The organism is Polyangiaceae bacterium (genome assembly GCA_015075635.1).
Lineage (GTDB): Bacteria > Myxococcota_A > Polyangia > Polyangiales > Polyangiaceae > JADJKB01.
This window is the reverse complement of sequence record JABTUA010000004.1, coordinates 37,287-59,983: the sequence shown is the minus strand read 5'-3', so window position 1 is coordinate 59,983 and position 22,697 is coordinate 37,287. Positions and strand designations below refer to the sequence as shown.

Sequence of the window (22,697 nt, the reverse complement as noted above, 5' to 3'; positions counted from 1 at the left end):
GCACGTCGCGGGAGCGCCTTCTACGGTTGCCCGAGAGCCGAGCGGAATGCAGCCGAACCGAGTCATCTGGGTCCTGACCTCGGCCTGCCCGAGCCGCTGCTCGTATTGCGACATCGAGAGCCAGCAGAAGCTCTCGGAGCTGGCCGCGGACGAGGTCGCGCGGGTGGCCTCCGAGATCCGCGCTGCCGGCTTTCGGGAGGTGATCTTCGTCGGTGGCGAGCCCTTGCTGTCGCCAGCGCTGCCGGCGGCGCTCGCGGCGCTCGGCCCCTCGATCGACAAGGCGGTGTTCAGCGGCGGGATCCCGGGAGATCCCCTGCGCTGGATCGAGCCGCTCAGGGGCGCGGATCGACTCGTCGTCTCGATCGATGCGGCCGACGCGACCGAGAACGATCGGGTGCGGGGGCGCGAGGGCATCACCCGAGCGTTGCTCGCGCTGCTCGACGCCGCGAGAGAGCAGCTCCCGAGGTTGTACTGGTCTTCGAACACGGTGGTCTCGAAGCACAACGTCGGCCGCGTCGCCGAGGTGTGGGAGCTCCTCCGCGAGAGGAAGCCCACCGGCTTCGCGCTCACGCTGGCGGGGGACAACTTCGAGGGGAGCCCTTTGGCGCACCTGGCATCGAAGACCTGGCTCGAGAAGCTGTACTTCGAGATCGTCCCACCGCTCGCGCGAAGCGTGCGCGCCGCGCGGGCGGACTTCGTGATGCTGCCGGTGCCGCTGCCGCTGCTCGAGGCGGGCGTGCCGCCGGAGCGCTGGGACGAGGCAGCCGTCGTGAGCTCGGAAGCCGTCCGCGCCGAGCTCGCGCGCTTCTCGCGCGGAGAGCACAATCGCTCGTTCGTGGAGCGCCACGGCTGCCCGCTGGTCGGGCGCGATCTGACCGTCGGAGTCGCGGGCGACGTCCATCCGTGCAGTCAGGCTCCGATCATCAAGCGCGAATTCGCGCTCGGTAACGTGCGCGAGCGCTCGCTCGCGAGCTTGCTCGGTGGCCCCGAGCTCGCGGAGTTCGCGCGCGGCTTGCCCCACGCGCCTTGCACGCGCTGCTGGGCTCCGTCCAACGTGCCTCGGCCGGTGCTCCGGGGGCTGTTTCCGAGGCTGCCCGCGTGAGCGCCGAGCTCCGTGCCCGACTCGAACGCGTGCGAGCGGCCATCCGGCGCTCGCCGGATCCGCTGGCCGATCCGCTGGCGCTCGACTTCGAGCCGCGCTCCGGGCGCTGGCAGCGCGAGAACTGGCAGCGCTTCGTCACGGCGGCCCGCGAAGGGCGCGTCCACGATCGGGTGGTGCTCTACGTTCACCTGCCCTTCTGCGCGAAGATCTGCTCGTACTGCCTGCTCTCCGCCCAGCGACCGGAGAGCAAGCAGTCCTTGGCCCGCTACGTGGAGGCGGTCGTGCGCGAGCTCCGGCGTCATGGCGAGCTGTTCGAGGGCGTTCCCATCGCCGCGCTCCACGTGGGCGGCGGAACCCCGACGCTGCTCTCCGCGCCCGATCTCGATCGCATCCTGGGCGAGGCCGAGCGCGCCTTCGCGCGCACGCCGGATTTCGTCGCCGACATCGAGGCGCACCCGACGACCACCACGGAGGAGAAGCTCGCGGTCGCGGCGAGGCGCGGGATCCGCCGGGTGAGCTTCGGGGTCGAGAGCTTCACTCCGCGGGTGCTCGAGTTGGTGAACCGCAGCGATCAGACGCGCGAGCGGCTGGTGTCCGCGGTGGAGAGCGCGAAGCGCGCGGGCCTGTCCGTGAACCTGGACCTGCTCGCGGGGCTCCCCGGCGAGACCCTGGAGTCCTTCGAAGAGTCGCTGAGGCTCGCCCTCGCCCTCGGCGCCGACGCGCTCAGCGTGAATCGCTACCTGAGCGAGGGCTCGCCGCTCGCCGACGCCGGCTACGTCCCAGGTGACGATGCGATCGTGCTCGCCAGCGCCATGCTCGCGCGCGCCGACGAGATCATCCGCGCCGAGGCACTCCCGCTGTATCCGCTGCCCGGGCCGGAGCCTCCGCTCTGGGGCACGCAGTATCTGTTCGTGCACGAGGGCGAGCGCGGGTACTCCCAACAAGACATGATCGATCCCGGCTCCGTCCTGGCGATCGGGCACGGCGGGATGGGCCGGATCCACGCCGGCTATCACTTCATCGCCGCCGGCGACGTGGGAAGCTACACCAGCGCCGTCCTCGCCGGCGAAGCGCCGGACGTCCTGGCTTGCTCGAGTGACCTCCGCTTCGAGATGGCTTTCTTCGCGACCGAGCGCGCCAGCCGCGGCGGCCTCGACGACGCGAGCTTCCGCAGCATCTTCCGGCGTGGCCTCGGCTCGGTGTTCGGGGCAGAGCTCGCGTTCCTCTCGTCCGAGGGGCTGTTGCAGGAGCGCGACGGCTCGTATCGAAAGCCCTCGCGGCGCGACTTCGACTCGACGCACTTGCTGGCGTTTCTCGCGGATCGACGCGCAGCCCCTGGCGGCGTGCAACCGCGCGAGCCGTCGGCCGACGAGTACTCACGCGTCGGTGCCGAGCTTCCGCCTGCCCTGATCTGGTGCCGGCTGGCGATGCGCGCGGCCCGCGCGGCCCGCCGGGGGAAGGCTCCTTGAAGATCTTGGGACGCCCGTGAGTGCGAAACGCGCCTCGCTGGGGTATGCTCGCCGTAGATGAGCAGGTTGGAAGAGCAGCAGCTGAGCCCCGAGCAGCGCGCCCTCGCGGCGCAGCTCGAGCCGCTGTGGCGCCGCGCGTACGCCATCGTGGCACGCCACCCGGAGCTCGATGCCAGCGACGTGTTTCACACGCTCGTGAACCTGAGTCGCACTCCCTCGGAGCGGCTGCGCAGAGGTCTCCTTCATGGTCGCGCTGGCACTCTCCCCCGCTGAGAGGAAGCTACTCGAGGAGCTCAACCGACTCGGGGTGCGCTATCTGGTCGTCGGCATGAGCGCGGCGCTCTTGCAGGGGGCCCGGGGAATGACCGAGGACATCGACTTGTGGTTCGAGCGTACGGACGACCCGCGCATCGGCGAGGCCGTGCGGACGGCAGGAGGCGTGTGGATCTCGGGCAACTTCGGCATGATGCCACCGACGATAGGCGGCGGCGAGCTCGAGGACCGCTTCGACGTCGTCACCCATTGCCACGGCCTCGGAGACTTCGGCGTCGAGCTGGACTCGGCGGTCGAGGTGGAAGTGGACGGGGTCGTGCTGAAAGTCCTTCCGCTCGAGCGAATCATCGCGAGCAAGCGCGCCGCAAACCGCGAGAAGGACCGGATCGCGCTGCCGGCCCTCGAGACTGCGCTTGCCGTGATCGCCGACGATGAGGGCGATCCGAAGTGAGTCGCGTACACTCCAGTGGAGACGATCGCGCGAAAGCGCGGCCTCTCGAACGCGACGAGGCTCGACGGAACGCGGCTAGTTCCGTGGAGTTATCGGTCCTGCGACAGTGATCAGAACGCGGCGCAAATCCAGGATCGTTTCCACTCCCCAGCAGCCTGCGAAGACGGCGGAGAGAATGACCGCCAGCGTCAGGGTCCGCGAGCCCACCCTCACCCCGTGAACGTAAACCTCTCCCCCTCGAGCCCCACCTTGATGCTCGTGCCCCCCGCGTATTTGTTGCCGAGCAGCGCCTCCGCCAGCGGATCTTGCACCTGCTTCAAGATCGCGCGGCGGAGCGGGCGCGCGCCCAGGGCCGGCTCGTAGCCGAGATCGACCAGGCGGAGCTTCGCCTCTTCGCTGAGCTCGAGCTTCACCTGGCGGTCGGAGAGGAGCTTGTCCAGGCGGCGCAGTTGGATGTCCACGATCTTGCGCAGATCGACCTTGGTCAGGGAGCGGAACACGACCACGTCGTCGATGCGGTTCAGGAACTCGGGGCGGAAGTTGTGTTGCCCCGCCCTCGTCGCCGCTTCGCGGCGCCGGTCCCCCCCTTATGCGGCAGCGCGCGCCGGTTGAAGTTGTGCCAAGACCATGGCGCCCTGCCGGTGGCGCGCGCTGCGCGCATGGAGGGGACGCGTCGCTTCTCGACTGTATCGCCCCCGCAGATGACAGCGCTGGTGATCTGGCGCGGCGAGCGTGCCGCCCGCCGTGGTGCAACCCCTGTGCCCTTGAGGTTTCTGCAGTCCTTCGGGTGCGTTCGCGCTATGCTCAGCCAAGAGGGAACTGCCGTGCGTGATTCCGGCATCTTTGTGGTCAGCGACGCTGCGGCCGCGGTGATGCTGAGTGGACTCCTATCAGCCGTGTCTTGCGGGGGTGACGACAGCGGGCGTGGCATTGGGGGCGCGAACGATAGCGGCGCAAGCACTGGCGGTGTTGCCGCTGGCGGCGGGGGGGGCAACGGCGGCGCAAACACTGGCGGCGCAAGTGCCGGCGGTACCGGTGGCACTAGTCGTGGCACAGGGGGCGACGCCACGGGGGGAAGCGGCAACGCTGGCGACGCGAGCGTCGGCGGCGCTGGCGCCGGGGGGCGGGACCTGCAACCCTGAGTCATGCCCGTTGCCCATCCCCACTCCACCAACCGTCAAGTGTTGCTTCAGTCCCAGCGGTCCATGCGGCTACGACTTCGGCCAGGGCGCTGGCTGCCAGGTTCCCTTTGTCGGAGACATGTAGCTACTTCGTCACCAGAACAACCTTTCTCCAGAAGCTCTGGTGCGTAGCCTGCGCATGCGGCCACGTGATCAGCCCGCGCACACGCGCGGAAGACTGCGGCGGCCCGGCTCTCACGGGGAGACGGCATCCGCCGGCAGTCCAGCAGCCGCGCTTTGAAGCGCGTGCGCGTTCTCGACCGGTACCCCCCGTCCGCCAAAGCCCGCGACCAAGACGTCTCTGGGCAGCTGGTCTCGCTTGCCGACCACGAGCACGCCTAAGTCTATGCAGTCCGGCCAGCGCGTCGGCAAGAGCGGGTCGTTTGCCAGGTGGAGCTTTCGAGACAAGCCGAGAGCCGAGCAACGGCTGTCCAGAGACGGTGAGTGCGGCCCAGCCGCTCCGGGTGAACGGCGTCCGCTGGCCTCGACCCCGCCTGCGCGATTGCACCCCGTCAACCGACCTCCACCTTTGCGCCATCACGAGCGCGGACAGTCGGGCCTTGCAGCCTGCGCAACCTCAAGAACGTCAGGGGCCACGAACACGTGTGCCTTTGACTGAACCGCCCCCTCATAGTCGCATGGGGGTATGCGTCGCTTCTCGCCCGCACCAGCGCGTGGACTTCTCGCGCAGCGCTAATCGCCCTCCCAGACTTGTATGCATCTGCCGTCCACCTCGAGTCCGTCGATGGGGCAGAAGTCCGCGCAGAACGTCACGTCATACCCGGAGTAGAAGAACTGGCCGCAGGGGGTCCAGCCGCCGTACCAGCGATCGATGCACTTCCTCCCTGGACCACAGCTCGCGTGCGCCCCGCAGTGCTTGGGCGTGACACAGCCGGGGCCGACATCGCTCTGCTGACCGAGCCAAACGCATTCGATGCGCGCGCAGCACGGCGCCTTCTCCTCGAAGACGGCGCAGGGGTCTTCCTCGACGGCGGGGTCGCGCTCGGTTTCTCCCCAGCAGCCTGCGAAGACGGCGGAGAGAATGACCGCCAGCGTCAGGGTCCGCGAGCCCACCCTCACCCCGTGAACGTGAACTTCTCCCCGTCGAGCCCCACCTTGATGCTCGTGCCCTCCGCGTACTTGTTGCCGAGCAAGGACTCCGCCAGGGGATCCTGCACCTGCTTCAAGATCGCTCTCCGCAAGGGACGCGCTCCGAGCGCCGGCTCGTAGCCGAGATCGACCAGGCGGAGCTTCGCCTCTTCGCTGAGCTCGAGCTTCACCTGGCGGTCGGAGAGGAGCTTGTCCAGGCGGCGCAGTTGGATGTCCACGATCTTGCGCAGATCGACCTTGGTCAGGGAGCGGAACACGACCACGTCGTCGATGCGGTTCAGGAACTCGGGGCGGAAGAACTCGCCGAGCTGGCCGACCAGCACGTCGCGCAGGGCCTCGCGGCCGTCTTCGGACTCGAACAGCTTGGGATCGGTCTCCAGGATGCGCTGCGAGCCGATGTTGCTGGTCATGATCACGACCGTGTTCGAGAAGTCGGCGCTGCGGCCGCGGCCGTCGGTGAGGCGGCCGTCGTCGAGCACTTGCAGGAGCAGGTTGAACACGTCCTGGTGGGCTTTTTCGACCTCGTCGAAGAGCAGGACGGAGTAGGGGCGGCGGCGCACTGCCTCGGTGAGGAAGCCGCCTTGCTCGCTGTCCGCGTAGCCGGGGGGCGCGCCGATCAGGCGCTGGGCCATGTGGCGCTCCATGAACTCGCTCATGTCCAGGCGGGTGAGGGCGGCCTCGTCGTCGAAGAGGAACTCGGCCAGGGCCTTGCCGAGCTCCGTCTTGCCGACGCCGCTCGGGCCGAGGAAAAGGAAGCTGCCGATGGGCTTGCCCGGATCTCGCAGGCCGACGCGGCCGCGGCGCACCGCGCGGGCGATGGCCTTCACGGCTTCGTCCTGGCCGACGACGCGCTGCTCGAGGCGGGTCTCCATCTTCAAGAGCTTGTCGGCCTCGCCCTCCAGCATCTTCGCCACCGGGATGCCGGTCCAGATGGCGAGCGTCGCGGCCACGTCGCCTTCGGTGACCAGACGCGAGCCCTCTTCGAGCACGCCGGCGCTGCGCGCGGCGTCCTCGGCGGCGCGGTGGCGCTTCTCCAGCTCAGGGAGCGTGACGTGCTCCAGCTCGCCCAGCTTGGCGAACTCCTTCTTGGCGCGGGCTTCTTCCAGCGCGGCGCGCGCCGAGTCGAGCTCGTTCTTCAGCGCGCGCACCGCGGCCACGGCGCCCCGTCGCGACTCGAGCTTGCTCTTCATCTCCGTGACCTTCGGCTCGAGCTGGGCGAGCTCTGCCGCGAGCTTGTCGCGGGTGGCGCGGGTCGCCGCGTCCTCCGTGCGCTCCAGCGAGTGCAGCTGGGCCTTCAGCGACTCCGCGCGGCGCATCGCCGCGTCCACGGGGGCGGGGATGCCGTCGGTCTCGACGCGCTTGGCGGCGGCGGTCTCGTCGAGCAGGTCGATGGCGCTGTCGGGCAGGAAGCGATCCTGGAGGTAACGCTTGGCCAGGCGCACCGCGGAGCCGATGGCGCCTTCGCTGATCTCCACCTGGTGGCGGTCCTCGTAGCGACTGGTGACGCCGCGCAGGATCTCGATGGCGCCGTCCACGCTGGGCTCGTCGATTGGCAGCGTGGTGAACGCTCGGAGGACGGTGGGGTCCTTGTCGGCGATCTTGCGCAGGCCCTCCGGCGTGGTGGTGGCGAGCATGCGGATTTCCCCGCGCGCGAGCGGGGATTTCAGGAAGTCGCCGACGGCGGTGCCGGCGGGCCCTTGGCCGAAGAGCTGGTCCATCCCGCGGGCGACCAGCACCGGCTGTCCGCGTTTGTCGTCGGCCAGCGAGGCGAGCAGGCCGCGCATGCGCTCGTCCACGTCGCTGCGCAGCCGCGTGCCCGCGACCAGGGCGGCCGCGTCGATCTCCAAGAGGCGCACGCCCGCCAGCGTGGTCGGCACGTCGCCGTCCGCGATGCGCTGTGCGAGACCCGAGATCACCGCGCCCTTGCCCACACCGGGCTCGCCGACGAGCAGCGTGTTGTTCTTCTGCCGCCGCTCCAGGATCGTGGTCAGTCGGCGGACCTCGCCGTCGCGGCCGATCACCGGATCCAGACGTCCCGCCCGGGCGTCCTCGACCCAGTCGTGGGTGAACTGCTCGGCGGACGCGGCTCCGGTCGCCGGCTTGCGCGGGCTCGACCTCGGCACCGAGCGCAACGCGGAGAGGTGACCTCGAAGCGAGCCCGGCGCGATGCCCATCGCTCCCAGGATCTCGCCGGCGGGTCCGCGGATCTCCTGCGACAAAGCGTTCAGCAGGTGCTCGAGCGCCACGCTGCCGCTGCGCTCGCGCTCCGCCTCGCGCCCCGCGCGCTCCAAGAGGTCGAGCATCGACGCCGACAGGTAGGCCGGCTCTTTGCTGCTCGGCAGCTGCCCGAGCGCGCGCTCGCACGCGGACTGTAGCTCGACCACGTCCACGTTCGCGGAGCGGAAGACCGCCACCACGCCCGGCTCGCGCTCGAGCATCCGCACGAGCAGGTGCAGGGGCAGCACCTCGGGGTGCTTGCGCTCGTCGGCGATGGCTTGGGCTCCCGCGACGAGCCCCTTGGCGTCGGGCGCGTAGCGTTCCAGGGAGAGAGTGGTCGTTTCCGAGCTCGGCATGGCCGGCCGAACTTATCGCGACCTGGGCAGGACGGGGAGAGCGCCGTAGGCTTGGGGAAGAGAATGGCCGCCCGGGTCGTCATGTACCGCACGAAGTTCTGCGGGTACTGCATGCTGGCCAAGCGCCTCCTGGTGAAGAAGGGTGTCCCGTTCGAGGAGATCGACGTCTCCGGGGACGCCGAACGGCGCGCCTGGCTGTTGCAGGTTACCGGTCTCCAGACGGTGCCCCAGATCTTCATCGGTGAGCGCCCCATCGGCGGGTACCTGGAGCTTCACCTGCTGGAGCGCGCCGGGAAGCTCGACGCCTTGCTCGCGGGGGAGTAACCGGAGAGGACGTGCCCACGCTCGGGGAGCTGCCGTATTGGTTCCAGGCCGCGACGGTCGTCGCGCTGGGGCTCGCCTTCGGCAGCTTCTTGAACGTCGTCATCTACCGGCTGCCGCGCGGAGAGAACCTGGCGTACCCGCCGTCGCGCTGCCCCCACTGCGGCAAGGCGATCCGAGCCTTCGACAACCTGCCCGTCTTCGGCTGGCTGCTGCTCCTGGGGAAGGCGCGCTGCTGCGGCGCGCGCATCTCGCCGCGCTACCCGCTGGTCGAGGCGCTGGGCGGGCTCGCGGCCTGGGCGGTCTTCGAGGTGCGCGTCGCCACGCTGCCGCCGGAGACGCTCTGGTGGAAGGCGCTCGTCTTGTTCCTGCCTTACTTTGCGCTGGCGCTCGGGCTCCTGGCCGCGGCGTTCATCGACCTCGAGTACATGATTCTGCCGGACGAAATCACGCTGGGCGGCACGCTGCTCGGCGTGCTCACCGTCCCGCTCCGGCAGGAGGTCACCTGGACCGAATCGCTGCTCGGCGCTGCCATTGGCTTCGTGATGATCTGGCTGCCGTTCGACGTGCTCTACAAGAAGCTCCGCGGCAGGGCCGGCATGGGCATCGGTGACGCGAAGCTCACCATGCTCGCGGGAGCGTGGTTCGGCTGGCCCGGGGCCGTGTTCGCCCTCCTGGCCGGTGCGGTGCAGGGCACCATCGCAGCCGTCGTCGTGTTCGTCACGCAGGGCAAGATCGAGGAGCCGGCGGCGGTGAAGCTCGAGCGCGAGGAGCTCCTGCGCGCCATCGAGGAGGCCGAGACGGACGAGGAGCGCCGGGAGCTGGAGGAGGAGCTCGCCGCGGATCCGATCGGCGAAGAGGCAGAGGAAGGCCTGGGCCAGTCGCGGCTGCCTTTCGGCCCGTTCTTGGTGCTGGCGACGCTGGAGTTCATGTTGTTCGGCAAGGTCATCGTCGAGACCTACCTGGGGTATTTCTGGGTGATGTGATGGCGCGCCGCTCGCTGACGTTGCTCGGGCTCTTGGGGCTCGCCTGCAGCTCGGGCATTCCGGGACCGCCCACCGGTCCGCACCCTGGCAACGCGGCCCTCATCGTGAGCGTCGAGTACCCACCGCCGCCCGCGGTCGCGGAGGTGGTGCCGGAGCGGCCGGACAACGAGGACTGCGTCTGGCTCGACGGTCACTGGGACTGGGTCGCGGGGCGCTGGGAGTGGCAGAGCGGCGCCTGGGTCGTACCGCCGAAGGGCTGCTACTACCGTCCGGTCAGCATGTCGTGGCCCCAAGCCGGCGCGCTGCAAGTGTTGCGCGCGTACTGGTACCCGAACAACGTGGACGAGCTCACGCCGGAGAAGGCGCAGCGCGCGTGCGCCGAGCCGGTGAGCTGCGGGCGGCCGGCGCAGAAGTACAAGCCGGGCGGCGCCGCGGCTCAGTGAAGCTCGGCGCACGTCGCCTGACTGGCAAGGCTTTTGAGTGTATGGTCCCGCGTCCCATGAGCGCCCACGTGTTTCGCGAGTACGACATTCGCGGGGTCGCCGACCGTGACCTGACCGACGACCTGGTCCGGAAGATCGGCCGCGGTCTCGCCAAGATGCTCCGCCCTGCGACGAAGGCCCACCCGCGTGTCGTGGTGTGCCGCGACTGCCGGCGCTCCGGACCGCGGCTGTTCGAGGCGCTGGTGCACGGCCTCATCGAGGCCGGCGCGGAGGTGGTGGACGTGGGCGTCGGGCCGACGCCGCTGATGTACTTCGGGGTTCACCACCTCGACGCCGACGGCGGCGTGATGATCACGGGGAGCCACAACCCCGGCGACGAGAACGGCTTCAAGATCATGAAGGGCAAGGCGTCGTTCTTCGGCGCCGACCTCCAGAAGCTCGCCGAATACGTCGAGAGCTCGAGCGAGCCGCTCGGGCCTCGGGGCTCGCTCGAGAGCTGCCCCATCGAGGAGGCCTACCTGGACGAGCTGCGCAAGCGCGTCCGCCTGGCGCGGAAAGAGATGACCGTGGTGATCGACGCCGGCAACGGCGCCGCCGGACCGCTCGGGGTTCGGGCGCTGCGCGACACCGGGCTCTCGCCGGTGGCGCTCTACTGCGACATGAACGGCTCGTTCCCCAACCACCACCCGGACCCCACGGTGCCGAAGAACCTGGAGGTTCTGATCGCCACGGTGAAGGAGAAGGGGGCGCGCGTCGGCATCGCCTGGGACGGCGACGGCGACCGCATGGGCGTCGTGGACGCGAGCGGCGAGATCGTCTGGGGCGATCGCCTGCTGGCGCTGTTCGCCCGGGACATCCTGCGCGAGCGCAAGGGCGCGACGGTCATCGGCGAGGTGAAGTGCTCGCAGTCCACCTACGACGACATCGCCAAGCACGGCGGCAAGCCCATCATGTGGAAGACGGGGCACTCGCTGATCAAGACCAAGATGAAGGAGGAGTCGGCCGTGCTGGCCGGCGAGATGAGCGGGCACTTCTTCTTCGCCGATCGCTACTTCGGCTACGACGACGGCATCTACGCCGCGCTCCGGCTGCTCGAGATCCTGTCGCGCGGCGACAAGACCGTGGTCGAGCTGCTCGCCGACTTGCCCCAGGGCGTCAGCACCCCGGAGATCCGTGTGGACTGCCCCGACGCCTTGAAGTTCGACGTCGTCGCCGGCGTCAAGGAGCGCCTGCGCGGCAAGGGTGAGCTCACCGAGATCGACGGCGCGCGCATCACCTACGCGGACGGCTCTTGGGGTCTGGTGCGGGCCTCGAACACGGGTCCCGTCATCGTGGTGCGCTTCGAAGCGCCGAGCGAGGCTCGGCTCGGCGAGGTGCGCGGCGAGGTCGAGGCCGCGCTGGACGAGTCGCGCCGGGAAGCGGAGAGCCGCCGCGCATGAGCGCAGCCACCGAGAGCCCGGCGACCGAAACCTGGACCATCGCCAAGGTGCTGGCCTGGGCCACCGAGGACTTCCGCGGCCGCAACATCGAGAGCGCGCGCCTGGACGCGGAGCTCCTGCTCTCGGAGGCGCTGCGGCTCGACCGCATCCGGCTCATCGTCGAGAGCCAGCGCCCGCTCTCGCCGGGCGAGCTCGGCAGCTTTCGCGAGCTGATCAAGCGGCGCCGGCTGGGCGAGCCCATCGCCTACATCCTCGGGCGTCGGGAGTTCTTCGGGCTGTCGTTCAAGGTGGACCAGCGTGTGCTCATCCCCCGGCCCGACACCGAAGCGCTGGTCGAGGTCGCGCTCGAGCGCACGCGCGCTCGCTACATGTTCGGCAACGCGCTCGACCTGTGTACCGGCTCGGGCTGCGTCGCGGTGAGCTTCGCCAAGCAGCGACCCACCTGGCGCGTCACGGCCACGGACGTGTCGGAGCCGGCGCTCGGGCTGGCGCTCGAAAACGCGCAGCGCCTGGGCGCCGTGTTCGGCATGCGCTTCCTCGCCGGCGATCTGTTCGCGCCGATCCCGGCGAGCGAGCGCTTCGATCTGATCACGGCCAACCCGCCCTACATCCCCGAGGCGGACGTCGCCAAGCTCGACGCCGGCATCCGCGACTTCGAGCCGAAGGTCGCGCTCTCCGCCGGGGCCGATGGCCTGGACGTCATCCGGCGCATCGTCGCGGAGGGAGTCTCGCGCCTGGTCCCCGGCGGCGTGCTCGCGCTGGAGGTCCAGTACGATCAGGCACCCCGCGTCCGGGAGCTGTTCGCGCGAGCCGGGCTCGTCGAGCTCGCGACGCGCCGGGATCTGGGCGGTCACGAGCGCGTGGTCAGCGGGGAGGTAGAGGGCTGACCACGCACTCGGCTCCGCCGGTCTTCACTTGTCGGGGAAGTCCGTCGTGTTGGCCAGGGCCTTGTACAAGTTCTTGAGGTCAGACGTCGCCTTGACGTCGCCGGGAGCCATGGCGGTGCCCTGGCCGAACTTGATCTTGAACCACGCCTCGTGAGGCTTGGCGCGCACGAACTGTCCCAACGTCATCGTGCCGCTCTCCAGCGTCACGGTCGCGCCGGTGGCGCCGTGGCAGTTCTGGCACTTCGTGCCGTACAGGGTCTTGCCGGCGACCGCGTCGCCGTCCTTGCCGATGTTGCTGAAGGTGAGGGTCGGCTTCATCAGGGTCCACACGCCAGCCACCATTTCGTAGTGCATCGGCGGGCCAGAGACCTGCAAGTCGTAGAGCGCGTTCGGCTCCACCCACTCTTCACGCATGAATTTCACGATGTTCCAGATCTGCCCCGCGTCGAGGAACGTGGAGAAGTCCGGGTGACGATTGTCGCTGCCCAGGTTCATGGGGCGACCCCAGCTGGCCTCGATCAGGTCGTACAGCTCTTGATAGGTGTTCGTGGCCACGGTGACGCGCAGGTTCACGTCGGAGACGTCGGGGCGGGTCGCCGTGCCGGTGCTGAGACCGGTTCGGTTCGCGTACGAGCCTGCGTTCCCGAGGCCGTCCCAACCGTGACAGGACTTGCAGCGCACGAACTCGGAACCGACGGTGAGGCTGTACTGGGCGAGGGTGCCCTTGCCGGCGCCGTTCGTGCCGAACCACTCGGAGAAGGCCGCTCCGCCCTTGATCCCGTCTGCGGCTGTGTAGGCCGCGGGCGCGGGTCCCGGCCAATCCTGGCCGGCATCGCCCGTGGCGCCTGGATCCCCGGGATCGCCCTTGGCGCCCGGATCGCCCTGGGCACCCGGATCGCCCGGATCCCCGGGGTCGCCTTTCGCTCCAGGGTTGCCCTGCGCGCCCGGATCTCCCTGTGCTCCTTTTGCCCCGGCGGCGCCGTCTTCACCGCTGCAACCCAGGAAGGCCGCGCCGACGAGGCAAAGCGCAAGCGTGCTCGAATATGTCTTCATGTCATCCACTCCTTCTCCCACCCGGGTCGATGGCCATGCAATGGCCGTTCCCTGCTCGAGGCCTCAACTCGCGCATAGAAAGCGCACATCCGGCGCTGAGGTCGCTTCAGGACGCGACAGTTGCGCGAAATGCTCAGCTCTGGACGCGACCGAGCAGGCGCAGGAGCCCGTCCAAGATGGTGAGCGGGTGCGGCGGGCAGCCCGGCACGTAAAGGTCCACGGGCACCGTGCCGTCCGCGCCGCCGTGCTGCGCGTCGCTCTCCAGGAACGGGCCGCCGCTGATGGCGCAGGCGCCCACGGCGATGACCAGCTTCGGATCCGGGAGCGCGGCGTAGGTCTTCTGGAGCGCCAGGCGCATGTTCTCGGTGACCGGACCGGTGATGAGCAGGCCGTCGGCGTGGCGCGGCGAGGCGACGAACTGGATGCCGAAGCGGCCCATGTCCCAGACGACGGTGCCGAGCACGTTGCAGTCGGCCTCACAGGCATTGCAGCCGCCCGCGCTGACCTGGCGGAGCTTGAGCGAGCGGCCGAAGAGCTGCATGAGCTCCCCCTCGAGCGCGTGCGCTCGCTCGAGCTCGGCGCCCGAGCGGAGCCGGAGGTGCTCGCGCCGTCGCACCGCAAGGCGCGCGTCCTTGGTCAGCTCGATGGCCCCGGTCGGGCACGCCCGCGTACACTCCGTGCAGAGCAGGCAGCGACCGAGATCCAGCGTGAGCTCTTCGCCTCGCGCGATGGCGACCGTCGGGCAAGAGTCGATGCACGCCTCGCAGCCTTCGGGGCACTTCGTCTGGTCGAGCACCGGCAGGCCGCGGAAGCGCGCCGGCTGCTCCACGGGCGGACCAGCCGGGTACTTCAGGGTCCGGTGCCCCTGACGAGCACGGGCGAGCAGCGCCTTGAGCACGACTAGCGTTCCTCCTGGCTCATAGATCATGCCCCGCGTAGGAGAGGTTGAAGCTCTTGTTGCACAGGGGGAAGTCCGAGATCTCCTGATCGCGCAGCGCCAGCGCGAGCGCGAACCAGTTGTGGAACGAGGGGTCGGTGATCTTGTAGCGAGCGAGGCGACCGCGCTCGTCGGTGAGCGCGACGTGGCAGAGCTCGCCGCGCCAGCCTTCGACCAGCGACACCACCAGCGAGCTCGGGGTGAGCTCCGTCACCGGGGCCGACGGTCGGGCCCGCGGCAGATCGTCGAGGCGGTCGCGGACGAAGTCGATGGAGTCCTCCATCTCGAGCCAGCGCACGAACGCCCGCGAGTAGACGTCGCCGCGCTCGGCGGTCGCGACGGGCAGCTGGAAGAAGCGATACGCGCCGCTCGGGTGGTCGTGGCGCACGTCCCGCGGCAGGCCCGAGGCCCGCGCTGCGACGCCCACCGCGCCGATCGACCGCATGGTGGCCTTGCCGACGACGCCGGTCTCCTCGAAGCGGGCCTGCGTGCCGGCGGACGCGAACAGGAGCTCGGCGGCGCCGCGCACGTCCCGCTCCGCGGCGTCGAGGCGGCGGCGGAGCTCGCTCACCAGCTCGTCGTCCAGATCGAACCCCACTCCACCGGGGCGGATCAGACCGCGGCCGAAGCGGCTGCCCGCGATGAGCGCGGTCATGTTCAGGAAGTCGCCGCGGAGCCGCCCGCAGAACGCCGCCGTGGGCTGGTAGGCCACGTCCCCGGCCAGCGCTCCCAGATCGCCGGTGTGATTGGCCAAGCGCTCGAGCTCGAGCCCGATGGCACGCACGACCTGGGCGCGCGGTGGTACGGCGACGCGCGCCAGCGCCTCCAGCGCCTGGCAGTAGGCCGTCGTGTGACCGACGGTCGTGTCGCCGGCGATTGTCTCCATCTGGGCCAGCGTCAGGCGGTGGGGGCCGCCCAGGGCGGCGCGCTCCACGCCGCGGTGCTGGTAGCCGAGGGAGATCTCGAGGTGCAGCACCTGCTCTCCGTGGCACTGGAGGCGGAAGTGCCCTGGCTCGATCACGCCCGCGTGCACGGGCCCGACCGCGACCTCATGCACCTCGTCGCCCGCCACTCGGTAGAAGTCGGCGTCGCCGGGCACGATGGGTTCGGCGGGATCGCGTCCCCAAGCGTCGTGACCCGGACGGAACGAGCGATGGAAGCGGATCGGCTTGAGGAACGGGTGCCCGACCGGCACGACGCCCCACTGCTCTGCGAGCTCGCGCTCGAACCAGTGCGCCTCGGGGCAGGCCAACGTGAGCGCGGGGTACCTGTCCGGGAGCGGCGCGCGGACCAGCCCGAGCTCGGCGTCGTCGTCGTGAGCGATCACGGCGTAGAGCTCCAGTCCTTCGCCCGTCTGCGCTCCGAAGAGGCTCGCGAGCCTGGCCCCGGAGGCCGTCAGCTCGGCCGCCAGCTCCTGGAACGGCACTCGAGGGATCTCCGCGAGCGCCACCGAGGCGGCATTCCTGGCTCGCTTCGCGCTCATCCCGCACCCGTGAGCGCGCGCGACGCGGCTCCGATCAGCTCCGAGAACGGCCGCGGCAGCGCCACCCCGAGCACGACGAGCAGCCCCAGCGCCAGCGCAGGGGCCAAGGTGGTCCCGGCTCGATCGCGGAAGCGCGGCGTGCGCTCCGAGCTCGCGCGGTAGGCGACGTCGAGCACGGTGGCCGCCATGCCCGCGAACACGGCCGCGAGCAGGAGCAGGAACGCGCTGCCCACGAACCAGCGGCCGCCACCGAGGCTGGCACGGGCCACGCCGAACAGGCTCACGAACGGACCGAAGGGCGGTGCGCCGGTGGCGGCCAGGAAACCCAAGACGAACAGCACGGCGCTCACCGGCAGGTGCCGGATGGCCCCGGGCAGATCTTCGACGCGCTTGGAGCCGAACGCGCGGTGGATGTTCGCCGCCGCCAGGAACATCACCACCTTCGCCAGCCCGTTGTTCGCGCTGTGGAGCAACGCCGCGCTGGTGCCGGCGCCGCCGATGCCGACGCCCAGGACCAGGATGCCCATGTGCTCGACGCTGGAGTAGCCGAGCATGCGCTTGAAGTCCGGCTGACGAACCAGGAACACCGCGGCCCATCCCATGGACACGAGGCCCATGGTGACCAGGAGCTGTCGGGCGAACTCGCCCTCTCCGCCGGCGTCCACGATGCGATACACGCGCAGGAGCGCCAGGAACGCGGCGTTCGTCATCGCACCGGCCAACAACGCCCCCACCGCCCCCGGCGCCTCGCCGTAGGCGTCGGGCTTCCAGGTGTGCATCGGGGCGAGCCCCATCTTCGTGCCGTAGCCCACCAGCAACACCACGAACGCGGCGCGCAGCCAGGGGCGCGAGAAGCGCGGCGCCTCATCGGCCAAACGCCCTAGGTCCAGCGAGGTCTGGCCGGTGCCGGCGAGCGCGGCGTATCCCAGGAAGAGCGAGCCGAGCAGCGCCAGGGCGATGCCCACCGAGCCGACCATCAGGTACTTCCAGGTCGCCTCGATCGAGGCGGGGTTCTTGTTGAAATAAACCAGCGGCGCCGCCGCGAGGGTGGACGCCTCGATGGCGACCCAGAGCAGCCCCAGGTGCGCGGCCATCGCCACGGCCGACAGCGCCGCCAGCATGATCAGCGTCGTCACGCAGAACACGCGGTTGTCGCGCTCGGGATGGAGCCCCAGATAGGTCACCGAATACGCGGTGCCGAGCACGAAGATCACGCTGGTGACGAGCAGGAAGAAGCGACCCGGCGCGTCCAGCGCCAGCCAGCCGGAGATCGCGACCTGGTCCGGTCTGAAGATGGCCAGCAGTGTGAGCACCAGGTGCGTGAGGGCCGTGGTTGGAAGGAGCAGCGCCCGAACGCGGCTCTGCTTCCTGAGCAGCAAGGCCGAGAGCGCGCCGAGCAAGGGGACTGCGAGGATCGCCAGGGCCATCCGTCACTCCTTCAGCCGAGACAGGCTCGCGATGTCGACGGAGGAGAACTCGCGTTGGATGTGGTTGACGACGATGCCCATGACGAAGACCGCCGCCAACAGATCGAGCAGCGCTCCGGCCTCCACCAGGAACGGCATCGCGCCGATCAAGAGCTGACCGAAGACGAAGATGCCGTTCTCGAGCACCAGGTAACCGACCACCTGGGTCACGGCTTTCCTCCGCGTCGAGACGCCGAGGAACCCGGCCCAGAGCGTGGCGAGCGCCGTCGGCACGATCAGCGTGCCCTGGTGCTCCGGGGCCAGGGGCAGCCGGCCGGCGAACAAGAGCGCGGCCGCGGTTCCGACCGCGCACAAGACCAGCGACGTGACGAAGCTCACATAAGGCTCGACCTCGCGCCGGATCGCGACGTCGCGCAGCGCCTTGAGCAGGAGCCACGGAATCAAGACGCCCTTCAGGGCCGCGGCGCCGAGCGCCAGGCTGACCATGCGCCAGCCCTCGCCGTGCCCGGAGAGCACGGGCAACAGGCTGAGCACCAGGCCCTGCGCCGCCGACGCCCGGATGGCGATGTGGATGCGCGTGGTGCCGAGCACCACGAAGTTGAGCAGCACGACCGCCGTCAGGATGACATCGACGCTGGGGTTCATCTCACCTCGCCACCAAGATCAAGCCGAAGGCCGAGAGCAGGCAGGCCGAGACCAGGAGCTGCGGGACGCGCACCAGCCGCAGCCGAGCCGCGACGGACTCGATGGTCCCCACCACCACGCCGAACGCCAGCACGACGACGGCGAACAGCGCCCAGTCGCCGAGCGCGTGGTGCACGGTGACGGGCGCCACCAGCCGCGTGAGCAGCGCCGACAGCACGAACAGCTTCAGCGCCGCGCCGTACTGAACCAGGCAGAAGAGCGGGCCGCTGTGGTCGAGCACCATGACCTCGTGGATCATCGTGAGCTCGAGGTGGGTGTTCGGGTCGTCGAAGGGCACCCGGCACGTCTCGGCCAGGAGCACGACCAGCCAGCTGGCCGCGATCAGCACCAGGGCCGCGCTCGTGCCCCTCACGTCGATGCCCGCCCAGGGGTCGGAGAGGAGCGCCTGGAGCGAGCGCCCGCCGCTGGTCTTGGCCAGGACCAGCAGGCCGAAGAACAGCGCCGGCTCGGCCAGGCTCGCCAGCGTGACCTCCCGCGCCGCGCCCATGCCCTCGAAGGCCGAGCCGGTGTCGAGCGCCGCCGCGGCCACGAAGAAGCGCGCGAGCGCGAGCAGGTAGCAGAACAAGATCAGATCGCCGGAGAACGACACGACCGGCGCGTGCTGTCCGAAGGGGAGGAGCAGCGCCGCCAGGACCACGGTCGCCACGCTCAGGATGGGGCCGAGCCAGAACACCGGCGTGGTCACCGAGCCCAGCACCAGACCCTTCCGGCTGAGCTTCGCCAGGTCGTAGTAGAGCTGGAGCAGGGGTTGTCCGCGACGCCCCGACCACAGGGCCTTGGTTCGATTCACGACGCCCAAGAGCAGCGGAGGCAGCACGAGCAGCAGGCTCAGATGCAGGATGATGTCGAGCGCTCGCTGCATCGGTCACACCCGAGAGAGCAGGACGACGAGCGCGACGAAGATGTAGAGCAGATAGCTCTGGACTCGGCCTTGCTGAAGCCAGCGCGCTCGGCTGGCCGTGCGTACCAGCCAAGCCAGGCCGGGTGCGATCCCGCGTTCCAGGACCAGGTCGGCGACGTGGCTCGAGAAGCGAGCCTCCCCGGGGAACAGCTGCTCCAACCGCGGGGCTCGTTGGGGGTCCAGCGCCAAGCCCGGGGAGTGACGCGCGGGCCGGAGTCCCCACCCGAGCAGGCGCATCAACCACTCCGCGAACGACGACGAGGTGTACTGCATGCTGGCCGCCGGCTTGGCGTAGCCACAGTCCCAGGTCAGCTCGCGGCGCACGCTGCGAGCACGGCGGCGCACCAGCGCGACGAGGAGCAGAGAGAGCGCGACCAAACCGAGCCCGAAGACCGTGAGGCTGCCGAACGCCGCGCGATCACCGAGGTTCGGGGCGACCCCGCGGCTCGCGACCGCAACGGCTCGATCGAGGAGCGGCACGACGGCCTGGGGCGCGATGCCGAGGCCGACGCAGGTCGCCGCTCCGATCAGCATCGGGACGAGCATCGCCCGCGGGGACTCGTGGGCCCGCGCGGCCGCCTCGGTCCTGGGCGTCCCCAGGAACACCCCGCCGAACGCCTTGACGAAGCAGGCCAGTGCGAGGGCGCCGACCAGCGCCAAGCCGGGCGCGGAGAGCGCTCCCCAAAGCCACGCCGCGCTCTCGCCCGGCGCGCCCAGCGTGTCGAACAGCGCCAGGTAGAGCAGCCACTCGCTGACGAAGCCGTTCAACGGCGGCAGCCCGGAGATGGCCACCGCGCCCACCAGGAAGGCCGCCCCGGTCCAGGGCATTGCGCGGAGGAGCCCGCCCATCTTCTCCAGCTCGCGGCTGTGCGTGGCGCGGATCACCGAGCCGGCCCCGAAGAACAGCAGGGACTTGAAGACCGCGTGGTTCAGCACGTGGAAGAGCGCCGCGGCCATCCCGAGCGCCACCCAGGCGGGCTGGGCCATGCTTCGCCCCACCAGCGCCACGCCCAGCCCCATCGCGATGATGCCGATGTTCTCCACGCTGTGGTAGGCGAGCAGCCGCTTGATGTCGTGCTGCCCCAGCGCGTAAGCGACGCCGCCGATCGCGGACAAGAGCCCGAGAGTGAGGATGCTGGCACCCCACCACAGCGGCGGATCGGGGAACAGGCTGGTGAGACGCACCAGGCCGTAGATCCCCGTCTTGATCAGCACGCCGCTCATCAGCGCCGAGACCGGCGTGGGCGCCGCTGCGTGCGCTGCGGGCAGCCAGACGTGACCCGGCATCAGGCCCGACTTGATCCCGAACCCCAAGAGCGAGAGCACGAAGACGGCAGTTCCGAGCGGCGTCGAGGCCGCGCCGGTCGGCGCGCCGGACAGCTCGCTCCCGCCGGTCAGCGCGCCGAGCAGGATGAAGGCACCGAACAGACACAGCGTGCCCGCGTGCGTCGCCATCAGGTAGATGAACCCGGCTTCGCGCGTGCCTTCCGCGCGGTGATCGGTCAGAACCAGGAACATCGCCGAGAGCGCCATCACCTCCCAGGCGATCAGGAAGCAGATGCCGTCGGTGGCCACGAAGACGCCGGCAATGGACGCGACGCACACGCCCAGGAGCGGGAACACGGTGACGCGCTGCTCGCGCTGCTCCGGCCCGTCGAAGTAGGCGTGGGAGTAGATCCAGACCAGCGCGGCCACGAAGAACAGCGGCAGGAGGAATGCCGCTGCCAGGGCGTCCACGCCGAGCCCGAGCCTGCCGAAGGGCAGGCTCCACTCCAGGACCAGTCGGCTCTCGCCGCTGGCAAGCGCCCAGACCGCTGCCGTGAGGCCGAAGACCGCGGCCGCGACCCCCAGCACCGGCGCCGCGCGGGTGCCCCGCTCGCGGTCGAGGAGCACGGGCAGCCCGCTCGTCGCGGACAGGACGATGGCGCCCGCGGCTAGATGAACCGGAGCCGGCATCTCAGCGCACCGAGACGGGCTCGTCGGCCTCCACGACGAGCTGAAGCAAGAGCTCGAGGCTCTCTCGCCGCTCGATGGCGCCGCACAGGCTCGGATCGTGGAGCACGCGCGCCAGTCGAGCGAGCAGGTGCAGGTGGGCGCGCACGGTCGGCGTCACCAGCAGGAAGACGGCTCCGACGCTGTCCGAGCCGATCCGCAGCGGTTCTCGCAGGTAGCCCAGGCCGAGCAGCGGCTCCTCGACGTCGAGCACGATGGGCATGCGCGCGTGTGGGATCAGAACCCCTGGGGCGACGACCGTCGGCGAGCACGGGTCGCGGACCTGGAGCACGTCGAGGAGCTCGGCTCGATCGACGTCGGGCGGGAGCGCCAAGCGCTGGACGAGCTCGGCGAGCGCGGTGTCGAGCGACGCTGCGACGAGCTCGTGGCTCCCGCCCCGCGAAAGCGCGGCGGACAGGTTCGACGCGCCGTGCGAGTACACGCGCCGCGAGAAGCGCACGCCGCGAGACGCCGCCCACTCCAAGAGCTCCGACCGGTTGACCCACAGCCGGTCGTGCATCTTGAACGCGGGCAACGCGCTGTTGACGACCAGGTCTTCGACCTGGGCTTCGCCGGTGCCGAGCAGCTCGGCCGCCTCGGGGAGGGTGAGTCGCACGTCACCTGCGCATCGCAAGAGTCGTGCCCGCGAATCCGGCTGTTTACCTGCCTTCGCCGCCGAGCGGTACCCGCAAGCAGTGAGCCGTTCTCGGCGGATTGGATACGCCGACCTGGCTGACTCGGCCAAGCTCCATAGAAGATTGCTATGCCAGAGTGGCACATTCGTCAGAAGCAGTCCCCAATCCAGCTCGCGTTCTCTCACTTCGGCGTCGGCGCCGCGTGGCATCCGCGTTGCAAAGCGCGCCGGCATGCGCGCACAGCGGCCCCGCGGTCCGGCCGCCACCTTCGTGAACGTCGTGTCCGGCAATGCCGAGACCGTGGATGGTCTCGAGGCGTACCTGCGCCGGGCTGGCGTGGAGACCGCCACGACCCGGGCGCTGGAGAAGCTCGCCGCGACCACGCCGCCCCGAGCCGCCGCGGTCGTGATCTTTCCGGACGACTTCGAGTTCGAGAGCGTGGTTCGACACGTCGGAGCTCTGGCCGCGGGACGAGCAGATTTGCTCGTGGTGTTCGTGACCAAGGACCCGAAGCGGTTCAACGCGCTCGAGCTGTCCGCAGGGGTCGCCCTGCTCGTGATTCCGCGACCCGCCTGGGGGTGGACCATCCTCGACGCCATTCGCGCACGCCTCGACCCACCCTCGACGGAGGGCGAAAGCACGGAATGACCCAGCCCAATCCTGAACGTGTCGTCGCATCCACCGCCGACGTCCTCGCGCAGCTCGAGCTGAAGCACCCCGGACTTCGCATCGCGCTCGACCTGGCGGCCGCGGTCGTCATCGCGAGCGAGGTCACGGCACTCGACACGAACCTCCGGGAGGAACCAACATGACGCACACTACCGGTCGAGCGACGCTCGTCTGCGCGACGGATCTGTCCGACGCTTCGCGCGTTGCACTGGACGTCGCGCTGGAGATCGCCAGTCTGCGAAGCGGTGCGCCGCTGCACCTGCTCTACGTGGTGGAGAGGGTGGAACGCATCGAGAGTACGCAGGCGATCCTCGACCGCTGGGACGAGCGCAAGGCGCGAATCAAGGCGCAGATCGAGGAGGAAATCGCGGTGGTCCACCAGACCACGAAACGCCAAGTGCGAGCGGACATACGGGTCGCGATCCGCCAAGGTAAGCCTCATCAGGAGATAGTTCGCTACGCGCTCGAGGTCGGGGCGGACACAATCGTAGTCGGCACGCACGGCCGTACGGGTCTCGGGCACGCGGTGCTGGGGTCCGTCGCGGAGCGGGTCGCGCGGTACGCAGCATGCGACGTCGTCGTGGCGAAGCCGCCCGAGGTGAGGGAGCACATGGCCGCACTGATCAAGGGGAGTCGCTGACCTACCCGGGACCACCCGAC

The 22,697-nt window shown here is 69.9% G+C and carries 23 protein-coding genes; 12 read left to right on the top strand and 11 right to left on the bottom strand.

The features are described from left to right. The first annotated feature begins 46 nt into the window (after window positions 1-46). The 4 genes from HS104_42270 to HS104_42255 are packed head-to-tail and all read left to right on the top strand — an operon-like array spanning window position 47 to window position 3,295. On the top strand, window positions 47-1,102 hold the full coding sequence (locus HS104_42270; GenBank protein MBE7486588.1) for a radical SAM protein: 1,056 nt from the start codon (window positions 47-49) through the stop codon (window positions 1,100-1,102). After that, window positions 1,099-2,571, top strand: coding sequence for a radical SAM protein (locus HS104_42265; protein ID MBE7486587.1), 1,473 nt, complete (start codon window positions 1,099-1,101; stop codon window positions 2,569-2,571). The genes HS104_42270 and HS104_42265 overlap by 4 nt, the downstream gene beginning before the upstream one ends. Window positions 2,572-2,628: 57 nt before the next feature. Further along, complete coding sequence (locus tag HS104_42260) at window positions 2,629-2,844, top strand: hypothetical protein (protein ID MBE7486586.1); 216 nt, start codon at window positions 2,629-2,631, stop codon at window positions 2,842-2,844. Continuing rightward, on the top strand, window positions 2,816-3,295 hold the full coding sequence (locus tag HS104_42255; protein ID MBE7486585.1) for a hypothetical protein: 480 nt from the start codon (window positions 2,816-2,818) through the stop codon (window positions 3,293-3,295). The genes HS104_42260 and HS104_42255 overlap by 29 nt, the downstream gene beginning before the upstream one ends. A 209-nt stretch (window positions 3,296-3,504) precedes the next feature. Here the strand turns inward: HS104_42255 and HS104_42250 are convergent, their stop codons facing one another. The 3 genes from HS104_42250 to HS104_42240 all read right to left on the bottom strand — a co-directional run bounded on the left by HS104_42250 (window position 3,505) and on the right by HS104_42240 (window position 8,159). Further along, window positions 3,505-3,819 carry a hypothetical protein gene (locus HS104_42250; protein ID MBE7486584.1) on the bottom strand — a complete coding sequence of 105 codons (315 nt, stop codon included), beginning with the start codon at window positions 3,817-3,819 and terminating at the stop codon, window positions 3,505-3,507. Window positions 3,820-5,169: 1,350 nt separating this feature from the next. Further along, window positions 5,170-5,550 carry a hypothetical protein gene (locus HS104_42245; protein MBE7486583.1) on the bottom strand — a complete coding sequence of 127 codons (381 nt, stop codon included), beginning with the start codon at window positions 5,548-5,550 and terminating at the stop codon, window positions 5,170-5,172. 2 nt (window positions 5,551-5,552) lie between these two features. After that, entirely contained in the window at window positions 5,553-8,159 is a 2,607-nt protein-coding gene (locus tag HS104_42240) for an AAA family ATPase (protein ID MBE7486582.1), read from the bottom strand. A 63-nt stretch (window positions 8,160-8,222) separates the two neighbouring features. Here HS104_42240 and grxC point away from each other — a divergent pair, with 63 nt between their 5' ends. From grxC to prmC, 5 genes are read left to right on the top strand one after another with little or no spacing between them, the layout of a single operon-like run. Further along, window positions 8,223-8,483, top strand: coding sequence for a glutaredoxin 3 (grxC, locus tag HS104_42235; GenBank protein ID MBE7486581.1), 261 nt, complete (start codon window positions 8,223-8,225; stop codon window positions 8,481-8,483). Between the two features lie 29 nt (window positions 8,484-8,512). Further along, window positions 8,513-9,466, top strand: a complete 954-nt coding sequence (locus HS104_42230; protein ID MBE7486580.1) for a prepilin peptidase — start codon at window positions 8,513-8,515, stop codon at window positions 9,464-9,466. Continuing rightward, window positions 9,466-9,909, top strand: a complete 444-nt coding sequence (locus HS104_42225; protein MBE7486579.1) for a YXWGXW repeat-containing protein — start codon at window positions 9,466-9,468, stop codon at window positions 9,907-9,909. The genes HS104_42230 and HS104_42225 overlap by 1 nt, the downstream gene beginning before the upstream one ends. Window positions 9,910-9,965: 56 nt before the next feature. Further along, window positions 9,966-11,348, top strand: coding sequence for a phosphomannomutase/phosphoglucomutase (locus HS104_42220; GenBank protein MBE7486578.1), 1,383 nt, complete (start codon window positions 9,966-9,968; stop codon window positions 11,346-11,348). Continuing rightward, on the top strand, window positions 11,345-12,235 hold the full coding sequence (gene prmC, locus HS104_42215) for a peptide chain release factor N(5)-glutamine methyltransferase (protein ID MBE7486577.1): 891 nt from the start codon (window positions 11,345-11,347) through the stop codon (window positions 12,233-12,235). Before HS104_42220 ends, prmC begins: the two co-directional genes overlap by 4 nt. Before the next feature lie 24 nt (window positions 12,236-12,259). Here prmC and HS104_42210 read toward each other — a convergent pair whose 3' ends face one another. The 8 genes from HS104_42210 to HS104_42175 all read right to left on the bottom strand — a co-directional run bounded on the left by HS104_42210 (window position 12,260) and on the right by HS104_42175 (window position 21,349). Then, on the bottom strand, window positions 12,260-13,288 hold the full coding sequence (locus HS104_42210; protein ID MBE7486576.1) for a collagen-like protein: 1,029 nt from the start codon (window positions 13,286-13,288) through the stop codon (window positions 12,260-12,262). Window positions 13,289-13,421: 133 nt separating this feature from the next. Continuing rightward, entirely contained in the window at window positions 13,422-14,186 is a 765-nt protein-coding gene (locus HS104_42205; GenBank protein MBE7486575.1) for a 4Fe-4S binding protein, read from the bottom strand. A 19-nt stretch (window positions 14,187-14,205) separates the two neighbouring features. Beyond that, entirely contained in the window at window positions 14,206-15,708 is a 1,503-nt protein-coding gene (locus tag HS104_42200) for an NADH-quinone oxidoreductase subunit C (GenBank protein ID MBE7486574.1), read from the bottom strand. After that, window positions 15,705-17,135 (bottom strand): hydrogenase, encoded by a 1,431-nt coding sequence (locus HS104_42195; protein ID MBE7486573.1) that lies wholly within the window; start codon window positions 17,133-17,135, stop codon window positions 15,705-15,707. Before HS104_42195 ends, HS104_42200 begins: the two co-directional genes overlap by 4 nt. A gap of 3 nt (window positions 17,136-17,138) precedes the next feature. Next, window positions 17,139-17,780, bottom strand: coding sequence for a hydrogenase (locus tag HS104_42190; GenBank protein MBE7486572.1), 642 nt, complete (start codon window positions 17,778-17,780; stop codon window positions 17,139-17,141). 1 nt (window position 17,781) lies between these two features. Then, window positions 17,782-18,702, bottom strand: coding sequence for an NADH-quinone oxidoreductase subunit H (locus HS104_42185; GenBank protein ID MBE7486571.1), 921 nt, complete (start codon window positions 18,700-18,702; stop codon window positions 17,782-17,784). A 3-nt stretch (window positions 18,703-18,705) separates the two neighbouring features. After that, window positions 18,706-20,697, bottom strand: a complete 1,992-nt coding sequence (locus HS104_42180; GenBank protein MBE7486570.1) for a hydrogenase — start codon at window positions 20,695-20,697, stop codon at window positions 18,706-18,708. 1 nt (window position 20,698) lies between these two features. Continuing rightward, window positions 20,699-21,349 (bottom strand): PTS sugar transporter subunit IIA, encoded by a 651-nt coding sequence (locus HS104_42175; GenBank protein ID MBE7486569.1) that lies wholly within the window; start codon window positions 21,347-21,349, stop codon window positions 20,699-20,701. A 250-nt stretch (window positions 21,350-21,599) separates the two neighbouring features. Here HS104_42175 and HS104_42170 point away from each other — a divergent pair, with 250 nt between their 5' ends. From HS104_42170 to HS104_42160, 3 genes are read left to right on the top strand one after another with little or no spacing between them, the layout of a single operon-like run. After that, on the top strand, window positions 21,600-22,016 hold the full coding sequence (locus HS104_42170; GenBank protein ID MBE7486568.1) for a hypothetical protein: 417 nt from the start codon (window positions 21,600-21,602) through the stop codon (window positions 22,014-22,016). Then, window positions 22,013-22,180 (top strand): hypothetical protein, encoded by a 168-nt coding sequence (locus HS104_42165; protein ID MBE7486567.1) that lies wholly within the window; start codon window positions 22,013-22,015, stop codon window positions 22,178-22,180. Before HS104_42170 ends, HS104_42165 begins: the two co-directional genes overlap by 4 nt. Continuing rightward, a complete protein-coding gene (locus HS104_42160; protein MBE7486566.1) occupies window positions 22,177-22,677 on the top strand; it encodes a universal stress protein in 501 nt (166 codons plus the stop codon). The genes HS104_42165 and HS104_42160 overlap by 4 nt, the downstream gene beginning before the upstream one ends. Window positions 22,678-22,697 lie beyond the last annotated feature (20 nt).